Raw genomic sequence first — 14,757 nt, 5'->3', positions numbered from 1 at the left:
GAACGACGGAGAAGACGGCTACGGTGGCCCGGTGCTTGCAAGACCGCAACCGAGCTCGGCAATGCCGGGATCTCACCGACCGTCGCGCGGATGCGTGCCCCCTCGCTGCGGGCACGCCTCACCCTCAACGGGTGTCGCGCGGGCTCCAACGACCGACCCACCCGCTGAGACGGCCGCCCCGGCATGTGGCCTGATCATGCTTGATGACAACGGCCTGAACATTCCGGCCAGGAGACGATGATGGACCGCAGGACCTTCCTCAAAAGCTCCGCCGCCCTGGGCGCCGCCGGTCTCGCGGCACCGCGCCTCGCCACACCGGCCCTGGCGCAGGGGGCCAAGGTCCTTCGCTTCGTGCCGCAGGCGAACCTCGCGAACTTCGATCCCGTGTGGGGCACCCAATACGTGGTCCGCAACGCGGGCGTTCTCGTATGGGACATGCTCTACGGGGTCGATACCAACCTGAAGCCGCAGCGGCAGATGGTCGGCTCCGAAGAGGTGAGCGCCGATGGCCTCACCTGGACGTTCAAGCTCCGCCCCGGCCTGAAATTCCACGACGGCGAGCCGGTCCTCGCCAAGGACGTGGTGGCGAGCCTCAACCGGTGGATGGGCCGCGACCCCATCGGCGGCATGATCAAGGGCATCCAGGACGAGCTGGCGGCCGTCGATGACACCACCTTCCGCTGGCGCCTGCGCAAGCCCTTCCCGAAGCTGCTCTTCGCGCTGGGCAAGACCAACGTCCCCGGCGCGTTCATTATGCCGGAGCGGATCGCCAAGACGGACCCGTTCACGCAGATCACCGAATATGTCGGCTCCGGGCCGATGAAGTTCCTGAAGAACGAGTGGGTGCCCGGCGCTCGCGCCGCCTTCGAGACCTTCAAGGATTACGTGACCCGCGACGAGCCGGCCTCCTGGCTCGCAGGCGGAAAGCGGATGCTGGTCGACCGGGTCGAGTGGGTGATCATGCCCGACGCCGCAACCGCCTCGGCAGCGCTGCAGAACGGCGAGGTCGATTGGTGGGAGAATCCGATCCCCGACCTCGTCCCGCTCCTGCGCAAGAACAAGGACATCAAGGTCGATATCGCCGACCCGCTGGGCAATGTCGGCTCGTTCCGGATGAACCACCTGCACCCGCCCTTCGACAACCCGAAGATCCGGCAGGCCGTCCTCGTGGGCATGAACCAGGAGGATTACATGCGCGCCATCGTCGGTGACGACGATGCCCTGTGGAAGCCGCTGCCGGGCTTCTTCACCCCGGGCACCGCGCTCTACAGCGAGGCGGGTGGCGCCAAGGTCGGCAAGGGCGACATCGAGACCGCCAAGAAGATGCTGAAGGAGGCGGGCTACAAGGGCGAGAAGGTCGTGTGCATCGTCGCGCAGGACCAGCCGATCACCAAGGCGCAGGGCGACATCACCGCCGACCTGCTGAAGCAGATGGGCTTCAACGTCGATTTCGTCGCCACCGATTGGGGCACGGTCGGCACCCGCCGGGCTTCCAAGACACCGGTCGCGCAGGGCGGGTGGAACATGTTCCACACGTGGCACGCGGGGGCGGATGCCATCAATCCGGCGGGCTATCCAGCGGTGCGCGCCAACGGCGACAAGGCGTGGTTCGGCTGGCCGAACGTGCCTGCGGTCGAGGCCGGGATCGCTGAATGGTTCGATGCGTCGGACGAGAAGTCCGAGAAGGCGGCGATCGACAAGACCAACGCCGCCGCCCTGGACGGCGTGGTCTTCGCGCCGACCGGCTTCTTCCTCGGCTATCAGGCGTGGCGCTCGAACGTGACGGGCATCGTGAAGGGGCCGCTTCCCTTCGCCTGGGGCGTGTCCAAGACCTGAGGCTCCGATGCTCGGCTATATTGCGCGGCGGATCCTCGCCACGATTCCGGTGATGGCGGTGGTGGGGCTGTTCGTCTTCAGCCTCCTCTACCTCTCGCCCGGCGACCCCGCCGCCATCATCGCGGGCGATCAGGCAACCCCAGCCGATATCGAGCGCATCCGCGCCTCGCTCGGCCTGGATCGCCCGTTCCTCGTCCGCTTCGGCGAATGGGCGTGGCGGATCCTGCACGGCGATCTCGGCATCTCGATCTTCACCAACCTGCCGGTGACGACCCTGATCTCGCAGCGGGTCGAGCCGACCGTATCGCTCATGCTCGTCACGCTCGTCTTCGCCATCGTCGTCGCGGTGCCGTTGGGCGTCGTGGCGGCGTGGAAGGCGGGCAGCCTGATCGACCGGTTGGTGATGGGCATCGCGGTGACGGGCTTCTCCGTGCCCGTCTTCGTGGTGGGCTACGTGCTGGCCTACATCTTCGCGTTGCAGCTCAATTGGCTGCCGGTGCAGGGTTACACCCCCTGTCCCAGGGGCTCTGGCCCTGGCTGTCGAACCTGATCCTGCCCTCGGTGACCCTCGGACTCGTTTACATCGCGCTGATCGCACGGGTGACGCGGGCCACCATGCTCGACGTGCTGAGCCAGGATTACGTGCGCACCGCCCGCGCCAAGGGCCTCGCCCAACGCAAGATCCTGTTCGTCCATGCCCTGAAGAACGCGGCGGTGCCCATCGTCACGGTCATCGGCATCGGCATCGCGCTGCTGATCGGCGGCGCGGTGGTGACGGAGACGGTGTTCGCCATCCCCGGCCTCGGGCGGCTGACGGTGGATGCGATCCTGCGCCGGGACTACCCCGTCATCCAGGGCGTCGTGCTGCTGTTCAGCTTCACCTACGTGCTGGTCAATCTCGCCATCGACCTCTTCTACACGATACTCGATCCGAGGATTCGCTATTGAGCGCGACGACCGTTCCGCAGATGGACGCCGCCGCTCCGGCGGTGGCGGCCCCGCTCCCCGACGTCATTCCCCCGCGCAAGGCGCGCGGGCCGGTCTGGCGCTTCATCCGGCGCTATCCGACCGTTGTGGCGGGCGGCGTCATCCTCACCTTGATCCTGCTCGCGGCCCTGCTGGCCCCGTGGCTCTGGACCGTCGATCCCACCGCCTTGGCTCCGGCCAAGCGCACGCGTCCGCCCTCGGCGCAGTTCTGGTTCGGCACCGACATGCTCGGTCGCGATATCTATAGCCGCGTGATCTACGGGGCGCAGGTCTCGCTGCTCGTCGGCTTCTCGGTGGCGGTGCTCGCTTCCATCGGCGGCCTCGCCATCGGCCTCGTCTCGGGCATGGTGCGCTGGCTCGACGGCATCGTCATGCGTGTCGTGGACGGCATGATGTCGATCCCTCCGATCCTGCTCGCCATCGCCCTCATGGCGCTGACGCGGGGCTCGGTGCAGAACGTCATCATCGCCATCACCATCGCGGAGATCCCGCGCGTCGCCCGCCTCGTGCGCGGCGTGGTGCTGTCCCTGCGCGAGCAGCCCTATGTCGAGGCGGCGGTGACGACCGGCACGCGGATGCCCGCGATCATCTGGCGGCACATCCTGCCCAACACCCTCGCGCCGATGACGGTGCAGGCGACCTATATCTGCGCCTCCGCCATGATCACCGAGGCGATCCTGTCCTTCATCGGCGCGGGCGTCCCGCCCTCGGTGCCGACCTGGGGGAACATCATGGCCGAGGGCCGCGCCCTCTGGCAGGTGAAGTTCTACATCATCCTGTTCCCGGCCATCGCCCTGTCCCTCACCGTGCTCGCGGTGAACCTCGTCGGCGACGGGCTGCGCGATGCCCTCGACCCCCGCATGGCCAAGGAAGTGTGAGGTGCAGCGCATGAACGAGGCACCGCTCCTCTCCATCGAGAGTCTCCAGGTCCATTTCCGCACCCCCGAGGGGGTCAACCGTGCGGTGGACGGCGTATCCTTCGCCATCGGCGCGGGCGAGACGCTGGCCATCGTGGGCGAATCCGGCTGCGGCAAGTCGGTGACGTCGATGTCGATCCTGCGGCTCCTGCCGGAGCCCCCGGCGGCCATCGCGGGGAAGATCCGCTTCCAGGGGACCAACCTCCTCGATCTCTCCGACCGGGAGATGCGCAAGATCCGCGGCAACGACATCAGCGTGATCTTTCAGGAGCCGATGACCAGCCTGAATCCGGTGCTGACCGTGGGCCGCCAGATCGGCGAGACGCTACGTCTGCACCAGGGCCTCAGCCGGGCGCAGGCCGAAGAGCGCGCGGTGGAGATGCTGACCCTCGTCGGCATTCCGGAGCCGAAACGGCGGGTTCGGGAATATCCGCACCAACTCTCTGGCGGCATGCGGCAGCGGGTGATGATCGCCATCGCGCTCGCCTGCTCGCCGAAGCTCCTCATCGCCGACGAGCCGACCACGGCCCTCGACGTGACGATCCAGGCGCAGATCCTCGACCTGATGCGCGATCTGAAGCGGCGCGTCGGCGCGGCGATCATGCTCATCACCCACGATCTCGGCGTGGTGGCCGAAGTCGCTGACCGCGTGGTCGTCATGTATGCGGGCCGGAAGGTGGAGGAGGCCTCGGTCGTCGACCTGTTCCGCAATCCGCGCCATCCCTATACGCGCGGCCTGATGGGGGCGGTGCCCCGCCTCGGGGCCGCCGAACATGGCGAGACCGGGCGGCTGGCCGAGATCCCCGGCATGGTGCCGAGCCTCAAATCCCGCATCGAGGGCTGTGTCTTCGCGGGCCGTTGCCCTCAGGTCGCTGAGATCTGCCGCAAGGCGGCACCTGCCCTTGAGGAAAAGGGGCCGTCGCATCTCGCGGCCTGTCATTTCGCGCCGAAGGACGCCCTCGCGGCATGAGCGGCCACGATCAGACCCTGCTCGAAGTCAACGATCTCAAGAAGCACTTCGCCCTCGGCGGTGGCCTGTTCGGCCGCGACGCCAAGGTACTTAAAGCGGTGGATGGCCTGTCCTTCACCGTGGCGCGAGGGGAAACCCTGTCCCTCGTCGGTGAGTCCGGTTGCGGAAAATCCACTGTCGCCAAGGCGTTGATGCGTCTTTACCGTCCGACCGCCGGTCAGGTCGTTCTCGGCGGAAAGCGCATAGACGAATTGTCGGACGGCGCACTCCGCCCGATGCGCCGCCGGATCCAGATGGTGTTTCAGGATCCGTTCTCGTCTCTCAACCCGCGTATGCGGGTGCGGGCGATCCTGGCCGAGCCGATCCGCAATTTCGGCCTCGCCAAGGGCCGAGCCGACATGGAAGCGCGTCTTGGCGCCCTGATGGAGCGGGTCGGGTTGCCGCGCGATGCGCTGGGGCGCTTTCCGCACGAATTCTCGGGCGGGCAGCGGCAGCGCATCGGCATCGCCCGCGCGCTCGCCGCCGAGCCGGATCTGATCATCTGCGACGAGGCGGTCTCGGCGCTCGACGTCTCGGTGAAGGCGCAGATCGTCAACCTGCTCTGCGACCTCCAGCGCGATCTGCACCTCGCCATGCTGTTCATCTCGCACGATCTCGCCATCGTGGAGCACATGACCCACCGGGTCGCCGTGATGTATCTCGGCAAGATCGTGGAGATCGGCCCGCGCCGGGAACTCTTCACCGCCCCGAAGCACCCCTATACGCAGGCGCTGCTCTCGGCGGTGCCCGTACCGGAGCCGGGGGCGGCGCGCACCCGCATCGTGCTGAAGGGCGACGTGCCGAGCCCCATCGCTCCGCCGCCCGGATGCCGCTTTCACACCCGCTGCCCGCATGCCTTCGACCGTTGCCGCACGGAGGTGCCGAAGCTCCTGTCCGTGGGGCGTGGGCACGAGGCGGCCTGCCACCTCAACGAGGCGTCAGGGGAGGGGACGGCTCACTTGTCCGCTTCGACGGCGCTGATGGGCGTCCAGTAGCACGTGCCGCCATCCTTCGGCGTCAGGCAGATATAGCCGAGCGTCTTGGACTGGGGGACGACCTCGTCCCCCGGCTTCCAGCTCTTGCACTCTCCCGAGGCGAGGTTCGCTTGCAGAAGCTGGCCGAAGCCCGCCTCATCGCCGGCCTGGACGAGCTGGAACAGGCGCTCGGTCACCGCTTTCGCGTGGCAGCCGAAACGGCTCTTGGTGATCGTGTCGGCCTGAGCCGTGGAGCCCCAGCCCATGACGGCGAGGGCGAGCGCGAGGGCGGTCTTCTTCAAGGAACGGTTCCTCCGGGTTCAGTCGGCCGCGTCTTTGCCGGGCGATCTGGTCGTAAATCGGATCGGGGAAAAGGTGGCCGATGGGCGCGCCACCCTGGCGATGCCGGGCGGGATTGTTATGTCATGCCGCCATGACGCAAGTCCGCCTCGACGCCCCGCCCGCCCTGCGCCGGATTCCCTCCGTCGAGCGGCTGCTCGCCCACGCCATGGGCCTTTCCCTCGCCGCGGAGTACGGGCGCAGCGCCCTGACCGGTGCGATCCGCGACGATCTCGCCCGGATCCGCGCCGGCGATGCTCCCGCGGGTGACGAAGCGGAGATCCTGGCCCGATGCGGCGAAGCCCTGGCCGCCGATCGCCAGCCTTCGCTGCGGCCGGTCTTCAACCTGACCGGTACGGTGTTGCACACGAATCTCGGCCGGGCCCTGCTGCCGCGCTCGGCGGCGAGGGCCGTCGAGGCCGTGATGGTGCAGGCAACGAACCTCGAATTCGACCTCGCCACCGGCAACCGGGGCGAACGCGATGACCATGTCGAGAGGCTGATCTGTCGCCTGACCGGTGCGGAGGCGGCGATCGTCGTCAACAACAACGCCGCCGCCGTATTGCTGGTTTTGAACGCGCTCGCCATGCGCAAGGAGGTCGTGGTCTCGCGCGGGGAACTTGTAGAGATCGGCGGCTCCTTCAGGGTGCCGGATGTCATGGTGCGGGCCGGATGTCGCCTGCGCGAGGTCGGCACTACCAACCGCACCCACCTGCGCGACTTTGCGGAGGCCTTCGGCCCGGCCACCGGCCTCGCGATGAAGGTCCATCCGAGCAACTACGCCATCACCGGCTTCACGGCTCAGCCCGACCCGGATGCCCTGCACGCGCTTTGCCGCGAGCGCGGCGTGCCCTTGGCCGAGGATCTCGGCAGTGGCAGCCTGATCGACCTCGCAGCCTACGGCCTCCCGCCCGAGCCGACCGTGACCTCAGCCCTGTCGCGGGCCGATGTCGTGACCTTCAGCGGCGACAAGCTCCTCGGCGGGGTCCAGTGCGGCATCGTCGCGGGGCGTAAGGATCTCCTCGCGCGGATCCGGAAAAGCCCGCTCAAGCGGGCGCTGCGTGTCGACAAGATGACCTACGCCGCACTCGAAGCCGTGCTGCGGCTCTATCTCCATCCCGAGCGGCTTCGGGACGAATTGCCGACGCTCCGCCTGCTCACCCGCGAACGGGCGGACATCGCCGCGCAGGCGAGCCGCCTCGCTCCCGCCGTCGCGGAACGATTGAAGGGCCGGGCCGAGGTCTCCGTGATGGACACGATGAGCCAGATCGGCTCAGGGGCTTTGCCCATCGAGACCCTTCCGAGCGCCGCCCTGGTCCTGACGCCCATCGCCGAGGGCCGCTCCCGAAGCGCGGGAGGGCGTTGTCGCCGCCTCGCCGAGAGCCTTCGCGGACTTCCGACGCCGATCATAGGCCGAATCAAGGACGATGCGATCCTGCTCGATCTGCGCACCCTGGAGGACGAACAGGGCTTCCTCGACAGCCTCTCGGTTTTGTAGCCTAATAACATCGGCTTTCGGGAGGTTGACGCGTTGCGAAAACTCGCATGCGATGACATCCCGCATGTGATTTCCTGGCAATATGCTAAGGCTGTTGCGCGGGCCGCCACGGAGCCGGGCGGGCGAGGCGACGTAGAGTATTGGACGAGCGGTCACGATGGCGGACGCGGCAAAGACGATCGACCTTTCGCCTGTCTCGGACCCGCTGCGTCTCGACAACCAGCTTTGCTACGCGCTCTACGCTGCGGCTCACCGCATGACCAAGTCCTACCGGCCGCTTCTGGAACGCCTGGGTCTCACCTATCCGCAATATCTCGTGCTGCTGGTCCTGTGGGAGCAGGACGGAGTCACCGTGTCCGAGATCGGCCGCCGCCTGCGGCTCGATTCTGGAACGCTGACCCCCGTTCTGAAGCGGCTGGAGACGGCTGGCTTCCTTCGTCGCACCCGGCGCGTCAGCGACGAACGGGAGGTCGAGATCGGCCTCACCGCGCAGGGCCGCGAATTGAAGAACGAGGCCGTTGCGGTGCGCGAGACGGTGATGTGCCAGCTCGAAATGACCGAGCCGGAGATCCGCAGCCTGCGCCGGGACCTCAGCCTCGTGATCGACCGGCTCGGCGCAGCCGAGTGAGCCTCACCGCCTCAGGCGGTTGCCGAGGACGAAGCCGAACAGCCCCATCAGGATGATGCCCACCGCGCCCTCGATGCCGACCAGAAGGTTGGTGACCCGGCCCGTGGGCTTCAGGCCGATCTCCGGCGGGTTGGCCGTCATCATGTTGAGCGCGCTGTAGCTCAGAAGGTCGAGGGGGTTGTAGGTCGGCCCCGCCTCGGGCCCTTCGAGGATGATGAGCCCGCCGGTCATGCCATAGAGCACGGCGAAGACGCCGATCAGCAGCGTGAAGGCGCGGGCGATGCGCGACAGGCTCTCACCGTAATCGCACAGCCATTCCACGAAGCGATCCGCGACCCAGCGGTAGCCGTGCCGGGTGAGGCCCTGGGCGTCGCGTGCACGCCAAGCCTCCAACGCCTGGGCACCGGCGTGATGGCGGCCCATTCGCCGCCCGCGCTTATAGGCCCAACTTGCTCCGTCCTGATCGCCGATGCTTTTCCAGTTCTGCTCGAGGGCGAGGTAGCTCGACTGAGCGGCGGCGAAATCGCCCGCTGCCTCTTCGCCCACGGCCCCGCCCAATTGCTCGACATGCATCCGCGTGCCGTTGAGCCACGCGCCGGAGAAGCGCGCATGGCGCAGGCGGCACGTCGCGAGGTTGAGCCGCACGAGATTCGTGTCGGACAGGTCGGCACCGGAGAAATCGGCACCGTCGAGTTTCGCCCCCGTGAAGCTCGCCCCGCGCAGGCGCGAGCCTGCCAGGACCGCTTTCGTCAGGCTAGCGCCCTCGAAATCCGCCTGTGTCAGGTTGGCGTCGCCGAGCTTCGCTTCGTCGAGCCGGGCATCGCGGAACGTCGTGTCGTCGGCATCCGCCCCCGTGAAATCGGTGCCCCACAGATCGGCGCGGCTGAAGTCGGCCCCGTCGAGAAGGCCTTCGGACAGGTTCGCGAAGCGCATCGCCGCGCCGCAGAACCGGGCATCCTCCAGCATGGCCCTCGACAGACTGATCTGGCCTGCCACGACATCGCTGAAATCGGCGCCGGAGAGGTCGCTGTCCGAGAGGTCAGCTTCCTCGAGGATCGCCCCGGCGAGACGCACCGAGCGCCCGACCGAGCCTGCGAGCCGCGCCCGGCGCAGATTCGCCCCGCTGAGATTCGCGTCGTCCATGCGTGCACGGGTGAGGTCGGCGCCCGCGAGCGCGAGGCCGCCGCTCTCTTCGTCGCGCCACGCGGCCGCCTCACCCTCCGGGCCCTGAAGGGCGAGGGCATCGCGGCTGCAATCCAGGCGCGCGAGGTCGAGCCCCGGCGCCGCGAGCGGTTCCGATGCCGCGGCTGCGTCGAGCAGGGCCCGCACCCGCTGTTCCGGCAGGGCGGCACCCACGGCCTGTGTCGTCTCGTTCATGGCCGATCCATGCCGGAGCGGACGCGTCCGCGCCAGCCTCTCGACCTGCGGCGCTCACGCCTGCGCCGTCACCTTCACGGCAACGGACTTGGCGGCGGGCGTCTTGGATTGCTCGTCGTGATGCCAGAGCGGGATCAGCACGTTCATCTCAGGGTAGTAGCCGCCGCAGTTCCCTTGGGGGATGTCGTAGGCGACCACACGCAAGCCGCCGAGTCGGCGGCTCACGCCGTCATCGCTGACCGTTTCCACCTCAGCCTGTCCACCGTCGCGCAGGCCGAGCCGGGCGATGTCGGCGCGGTTCATGAACAGCACGTCGCGCGTGCCGTCGATGCCCCGGAAACGGTCGTGATAGCCGTAGACGGTGGTGTTGAACTGGTCGTTGGACCGCAGCGTGATCAGATCCAGGATGTCGCCGCTCCGCTCGGGCAGATCGGGATCGGCCTCGATCCCGCCGGGCACGGCGAAGTTGGCCTTGCCGGTCTCGGTCTCCCAACGCCGCTCACGGGCGGGGAGCGGCTTGGCAAGCCCGCCCGGTTCGAACATCCGCCCGTTCAGGTCATGGAATACGGTGGGATAGGTCGCCTCGATCGCCTTTCGGACCAGGGCGTAATCACCCACCCAGGCGTCCCAATCGATCCGGGGATTGCGGGGCAGGGTCGCCTTGGCGATCCCGGCAATGATCGCGGGCTCTGAGCGCAGTTGCGGGCTGACAGGATCTGACATGCCGCGCGAGCCGTGGAAGCGGGCGGTCGAATCCTCCATCGAGACGTTCTGCGGTCCGCTCGCCTGCCGGTCGATCTCGATGCGGCCTAGACAGGGCAGCAGGTAGGCGACCTCGCCGTTCACGAGATGCGAGCGGTTGAGTTTGGTGGCGATCTGCACAGTAAGGCGCTGCTTGCGCCAAGCAGGCTCCATGACGCCCGTATCGGGCACGGCCCGCAGGAAGTTTCCGCCGAGGCCTATGAAGGCGCGGACACTGCCGTCGAGCACGCCCTCGCAGGTCTCCACCGTGTTCAGGCCCTTCTCCTGGGGCGGCTCGAAGTCGTAGAGTTCGCGTAGCTTGTCGTTGGGCGCCAGCTCCGGTTTCTCGGTGATGCCGACCGTCCGCTGGCCCTGCACGTTGGAATGGCCGCGCACCGGGCAGATGCCCGCGCCGGGCTTGCCGATATTGCCGCGGAGCAGAAGCAGGTTGGCGAGCATGCGCACCGTTTCGGTGCCCCTGCGGTGCTGCGTCAGCCCCATCCCGTAGACGCCGATGACCTTCTTGGCACGGGCATAGACCGAGGCCGCGCTTTCGATGGCGGTGCGGCTGAGACCGGAGCGCCGTTCGAGCGTGGGCCATTCCTGCTCGTCGCAGAACTGCTCGAACGCTTCCAGGCCGTGGGTGTGCTCGGCGATGAAGGCATGGTCGAGAACCGCCGGGCGTCCCGCAGCCCGGGCGTGCCTATCGGCGGCGAACAGCGCTTTACACATCCCGGTAATGGCCGCGAGATCGCCCCCCGCCTTCACCTGATGATACTGGGTCGAGATCCGCGTGGAGGATCTCGTCAGCATCTCGACGGGCGATTGCGGATCGGTAAAGCGTTCGAGGCCGCGCTCCTTCAGCGGGTTGAAGGTGATGATCGAGACGCCGCGCTTTCGGGCCTCTTGTAGCGGATGGAGCATCCGGGGCGAGTTCGAGCCGACATTCTGCCCGAAGAAGAAAATCAGGTCGGTTTCCTCGAAATCCTCCAGTCGCACCGTGCCGACCGGCGAGCCGATGGATTGCGGCAGTGCCACCGAGGTCGGCTCATGGCACATGTTCGAGGAATCGGGGAGGTTGTTGTTGCCGTAGAGCCGCGCGAGCAGCGCCCACATGTAGCTCGCTTCCAAGGAGGCCCGGCCCGACGCGTAGAAGACCACCGATTTAGGTTCGAGCGCCTTCAACTCGTGCCCGATCTCGGCATAGGCCTCCTCCCAGGTGCAGGGGCGATAGCGGTCGCTGGCCGGGTCGTAGCGCATCGGATGGGTCAGGCGGCCCGCTTCTTCCAGCGCGTAATCGCTCCACGTCAGCAGATCGCTGACCGTGTGCTCGGCGAAGAGGTCCGGGGTCGCCCGGCGGCGGGTCTGCTCCCAGGCGGTCGCCTTGGCGCCATTCTCGCAATATTCGAAGGCCAGGGGCTTTGCGGGCTTGGCCCACGCGCACGAGACGCACATGAAGCCGCCCGGCTTGTTCTGCTTTGTGAGCAGCGCGGTGCCGGTAACGGGCACGCCCTCCCGCGTCAGGATCTCGACCAGGGAACGGGCGGAGCCCCAACCACCGGCAGGCCCGTCATAGGGCTCGATCCGCACCTTCCGGGTACGATCGTCCTGGCTGCCCGTTTGGTCCATGACCGTTCCTTGCCGCATCCCTGGTGTTGCGAGAACGCGGGAGGCGGCGGAACGATCAAAGGCAGGTCGACGCGGGTGTCACGACACGGCGGCGAGCTTGTCCGCCATTGTTTGAATCTTATCGCGCCGCGTCGAGAAGATCAGCGTGAAGAAGGTGCGCTGGACTCCGAGTTCGGCGAGCCGCGCCTCGCATTTCTCGGCGAGCGCGCAGATGTCCGACAGTTCGCCATCGATATTGGTGCCGTTGGGATGCATCGTGGCGTCCAGCCCGCTCGCTTCGATGATCGCCTTGATCTCGCGGACATAGGGAGACACCGAAGGGCCGACGCCCATCGGCACGATGCACAAATCGGCTGACACCTTCATCGCGATATCCTCGGTTCCCGTCAGAGGGGTACCTATACACCGCGACGGTCCGGGCCCACCCTCTCCCCGCGGCCGGAGAGAGTGTTCATCCCTTACGCCGCCCGGACGGTGGCGAGGAAGTTCGCCACTTCCGCGCCGAGACGTTCGGATTGGCGGGACAGTTCTGTCGAGGCGTTGAGGACCTGAGTTGCCGCCGCGCCGGTTTCCTCCGCCGCGCCCGCGACGCTCTCGACGTTCTGGGTCACCTCGCTCGTCCCGGCGGCGGCCTTGTTGACGTTGCGGACGATCTCCTGCGTCGCCGCGCCCTGCTGCTCGACGGCCGCCGCGATGGTGGTGGCGACGCGGCTGATCTCCTCGATCCGCCCGGTGATGTTGCCGATCGCGGCGGCGGCCTCGCCGGTCGCCCCTTGGATACGGCCGATCTGACCGGCGATCTCGTCGGTCGCCCGCGAGGTCTGGTTCGCGAGTTCCTTCACCTCGGCCGCGACCACCGCGAAGCCCTTGCCGGCTTCGCCCGCCCGCGCAGCTTCGATGGTGGCGTTGAGGGCCAGCAGGTTCGTCTGGGATGCGATGTTCGAAATCATCCCGACCACGTCTCCGACGCGGGAGGCGACCTCGGTCAATTCGCGGACGAGCGATTCCGTCCGCTGCGCCTCGGTGGCGGCGTTGCGGGCCAAAGCCGCGGAGGAACCAGCCTGCTGGCCGATCTCGTGGACCGAGCAGCCAAGCTCCTCGGCTGCCGCCGCGACGGTGTTCACGTTCGTCGCGGCCTCGCGGACGGCGCTCGCCGCGGTCTCCGATTGGTTGGCCGTCTCCGTGGCCGTGCTCGCCATGGCGCCCGCCGTGGACTGCAATTGGGTCGCCGCCGCCGACACCGAGCCGACGATGCCGCCCACTGCCGCCTCGAACGCGCCCGCCATCTCGGCCAGGGTCTGGCGACGCTCCGCTTCGAGCTTGACCCGCTCTTCCTCCACGAGGGCGGCCCGCGCTTCCGCATCCTGCTGAGTGAGGATGCGGATCCGGTCCACCGCGCGGGCGATGTCGCCGATCTCGTCCATGCGTTGCGAGCCGGGGATCGTGACGTTCGCCTGACCCTCGGCCAGACCGCGCAGGGCGTCCGTGAGCTTTTCGAGCGGCGTGGTCAGCGTCGTGGCGAACACGAACATGACGAGCAGCCCCGCCAGGGTGACGAGACCGCCGACCACGAATTGCATCAGCAGGTCCTTGCGCCCGCGTTCGGCCAGGGCATCGCCGAGCTTGGCGACATCGGCCATCACCACTGCACGGGGAATGGCGATCAGCACCGACCACGTCTCCCCCGTCCGCCCGAGGCTGATCGGTGTGATGACGCGGATCTCATCGAGCGCCTTGTCGTCGCCCACGAAGCGCGCACCGGAGCGGAGCGTCTGAGCATAGCCCTGCCACGTCGTGTCGAACTTCGTGAGGGCCGAGCCAATGCCTTCGGCGTGGCGGCTCGACGCGATGACGAGACCCGATTGCGAGACGATGGCGACGTTGCCCTTACCCTCATAGAGCGACTGGCTGACGCTCTCGATCTGTTTCTGCACGAAGGAAAGGTCGAAATCGGTGCCCGCCACGCCGAGGAAGCGACCCTCATCCATGATCGGGACGGAGATAGTGGCGAGGTAAACAGACTTGCCCTGTACGATGTAGGGGAGGGGGGCCAACATGCTCTCCCGCCCCGAACGTTTCGGGCCGATGTACCAGCCGCCCTTCATCACGCCGTTCGGGTGCAAGTGTTCGCTGTCGTACTCGACCAGCGGTTGGATCGCGATCGTGCCGTCGGCCGTGCGGGTCCAGTAGGGAAGGGCGCGGCCTGTATGGTCCGAGCCGGCATCCTTCCGATCGACATAGGCTTCGTCCGAGCCGTCGAGGGCGTTCGGTTCCCAGGCGCTATAGGTGCCGTTGAAATCGGGGTTCCGCTTCAGGACGTTGAGGAGGAAATCGTTGAGCTGGAGGCGGCGAACCGCCTCGCGCGACGCGCTTTTCTTCCCCGCCGCGATGACGGTGAGAGCGCCCGCGGAGTTGCGCGCAGCATTGAAGGCGAAATCGAGCTTACTGCGAATGGTCGCCGCCTGATTGGCCGCTACCGCTTCGAGATTCTCCTTGGTTTTGCGGTCGAGGATCTCCTCCGTCGAGCGCGAGACCAGGGAGGCGGTGTTCGAGGAGGCGTACAGCCCGTATCCAACGAGGCTCGCGGTGGTTAAAGTCACGCACAGGCCGGACACCGCGATCAAACTGACTTTGACCGAACGCAATGCGCGCCATCTCGATGAGCCGAAGTGCGTAGATCTTTGCATGACCGTTTCCCGCGACGAGCGCCACGCGCACGAGCGAATTCATGCGAGGCGCCGACGCGAAAAGATCGGGCTATGCTATTTTATAGGCGATTAATCCGAGGGTTGTACCTAGGTCTTACACGCGGATGGTCTCCG

11 protein-coding genes and 1 pseudogene are annotated in these 14,757 nt (G+C 67.3%); 7 read left to right on the top strand and 5 right to left on the bottom strand.

Annotated elements, in window-relative coordinates; all coding sequences use genetic code 11:
• Window positions 1–240: 240 nt before the first annotated feature.
• The 5 genes and pseudogenes from ACFQE0_RS01635 to ACFQE0_RS01615 all read left to right on the top strand — a co-directional run bounded on the left by ACFQE0_RS01635 (window position 241) and on the right by ACFQE0_RS01615 (window position 5,744).
• Window positions 241–1,836, top strand: coding sequence for an ABC transporter substrate-binding protein (locus ACFQE0_RS01635; RefSeq protein ID WP_378975193.1), 1,596 nt, complete (start codon window positions 241–243; stop codon window positions 1,834–1,836).
• Between the two features lie 7 nt (window positions 1,837–1,843).
• A pseudogene (locus tag ACFQE0_RS01630) lies at window positions 1,844–2,784 on the top strand (ABC transporter permease).
• Window positions 2,785–2,804: 20 nt separating this feature from the next.
• Window positions 2,805–3,701 carry an ABC transporter permease gene (locus tag ACFQE0_RS01625; RefSeq protein ID WP_378975191.1) on the top strand — a complete coding sequence of 299 codons (897 nt, stop codon included), beginning with the start codon at window positions 2,805–2,807 and terminating at the stop codon, window positions 3,699–3,701.
• A gap of 10 nt (window positions 3,702–3,711) precedes the next feature.
• On the top strand, window positions 3,712–4,710 hold the full coding sequence (locus ACFQE0_RS01620) for an ABC transporter ATP-binding protein (protein WP_378966482.1): 999 nt from the start codon (window positions 3,712–3,714) through the stop codon (window positions 4,708–4,710).
• The gene (locus tag ACFQE0_RS01615; RefSeq protein ID WP_378966479.1) at window positions 4,707–5,744 is read left to right on the top strand and encodes an ABC transporter ATP-binding protein; all 1,038 of its coding nucleotides are present in this window, start codon (window positions 4,707–4,709) and stop codon (window positions 5,742–5,744) included. The genes ACFQE0_RS01620 and ACFQE0_RS01615 overlap by 4 nt, the downstream gene beginning before the upstream one ends.
• Here the strand turns inward: ACFQE0_RS01615 and ACFQE0_RS01610 are convergent.
• A complete protein-coding gene (locus ACFQE0_RS01610) occupies window positions 5,705–6,025 on the bottom strand; it encodes a hypothetical protein (protein WP_378966477.1) in 321 nt (106 codons plus the stop codon). The genes ACFQE0_RS01615 and ACFQE0_RS01610 overlap by 40 nt on opposite strands.
• A 131-nt stretch (window positions 6,026–6,156) precedes the next feature.
• Between ACFQE0_RS01610 and selA the strand changes: the two genes are divergently transcribed.
• Complete coding sequence (selA, locus tag ACFQE0_RS01605) at window positions 6,157–7,560, top strand: L-seryl-tRNA(Sec) selenium transferase (RefSeq protein WP_378966475.1); 1,404 nt, start codon at window positions 6,157–6,159, stop codon at window positions 7,558–7,560.
• 157 nt (window positions 7,561–7,717) lie between these two features.
• Window positions 7,718–8,188, top strand: coding sequence for a MarR family winged helix-turn-helix transcriptional regulator (locus ACFQE0_RS01600; protein ID WP_378966473.1), 471 nt, complete (start codon window positions 7,718–7,720; stop codon window positions 8,186–8,188).
• Window positions 8,189–8,191: 3 nt separating this feature from the next.
• On the opposite strand, the gene ACFQE0_RS01595 is transcribed toward ACFQE0_RS01600, so the two are convergent.
• From ACFQE0_RS01595 to ACFQE0_RS01580, 4 genes are all read right to left on the bottom strand, one after another.
• Window positions 8,192–9,565, bottom strand: a complete 1,374-nt coding sequence (locus tag ACFQE0_RS01595; protein ID WP_378966471.1) for a pentapeptide repeat-containing protein — start codon at window positions 9,563–9,565, stop codon at window positions 8,192–8,194.
• A 54-nt stretch (window positions 9,566–9,619) separates the two neighbouring features.
• Window positions 9,620–11,935: an FdhF/YdeP family oxidoreductase gene (locus ACFQE0_RS01590; RefSeq protein ID WP_378966468.1), complete on the bottom strand. Its 2,316-nt coding sequence runs from the start codon at window positions 11,933–11,935 to the stop codon at window positions 9,620–9,622.
• A 78-nt stretch (window positions 11,936–12,013) separates the two neighbouring features.
• Complete coding sequence (locus ACFQE0_RS01585; RefSeq protein ID WP_378966466.1) at window positions 12,014–12,301, bottom strand: MTH1187 family thiamine-binding protein; 288 nt, start codon at window positions 12,299–12,301, stop codon at window positions 12,014–12,016.
• Window positions 12,302–12,393: 92 nt separating this feature from the next.
• On the bottom strand, window positions 12,394–14,535 hold the full coding sequence (locus ACFQE0_RS01580; RefSeq protein WP_378966463.1) for a methyl-accepting chemotaxis protein: 2,142 nt from the start codon (window positions 14,533–14,535) through the stop codon (window positions 12,394–12,396).
• Between the last annotated feature and the right edge of the window lie 222 nt (window positions 14,536–14,757).

Source organism: Methylobacterium komagatae (assembly GCF_042661665.1).
Classification (GTDB): Bacteria; Pseudomonadota; Alphaproteobacteria; order Rhizobiales; family Beijerinckiaceae; genus Methylobacterium; species Methylobacterium komagatae.
This window is presented reverse-complemented; position numbering and strand designations above follow the sequence as displayed.

Coding starts and splice junctions, on each gene's coding strand:
- ACFQE0_RS01635 (WP_378975193.1), top strand. CDS start 241: ATGGACCGCAGGACCTTCCTCAAAAGCTCCGCCGCCCTGGGCGCCGCC.
- ACFQE0_RS01625 (WP_378975191.1), top strand. CDS start 2,805: ATGGACGCCGCCGCTCCGGCGGTGGCGGCCCCGCTCCCCGACGTCATT.
- ACFQE0_RS01620 (WP_378966482.1), top strand. CDS start 3,712: ATGAACGAGGCACCGCTCCTCTCCATCGAGAGTCTCCAGGTCCATTTC.
- ACFQE0_RS01615 (WP_378966479.1), top strand. CDS start 4,707: ATGAGCGGCCACGATCAGACCCTGCTCGAAGTCAACGATCTCAAGAAG.
- selA (WP_378966475.1), top strand. CDS start 6,157: ATGACGCAAGTCCGCCTCGACGCCCCGCCCGCCCTGCGCCGGATTCCC.
- ACFQE0_RS01600 (WP_378966473.1), top strand. CDS start 7,718: ATGGCGGACGCGGCAAAGACGATCGACCTTTCGCCTGTCTCGGACCCG.
- ACFQE0_RS01595 (WP_378966471.1), bottom strand. CDS start 9,565: ATGAACGAGACGACACAGGCCGTGGGTGCCGCCCTGCCGGAACAGCGG.
- ACFQE0_RS01590 (WP_378966468.1), bottom strand. CDS start 11,935: ATGGACCAAACGGGCAGCCAGGACGATCGTACCCGGAAGGTGCGGATC.
- ACFQE0_RS01585 (WP_378966466.1), bottom strand. CDS start 12,301: ATGAAGGTGTCAGCCGATTTGTGCATCGTGCCGATGGGCGTCGGCCCT.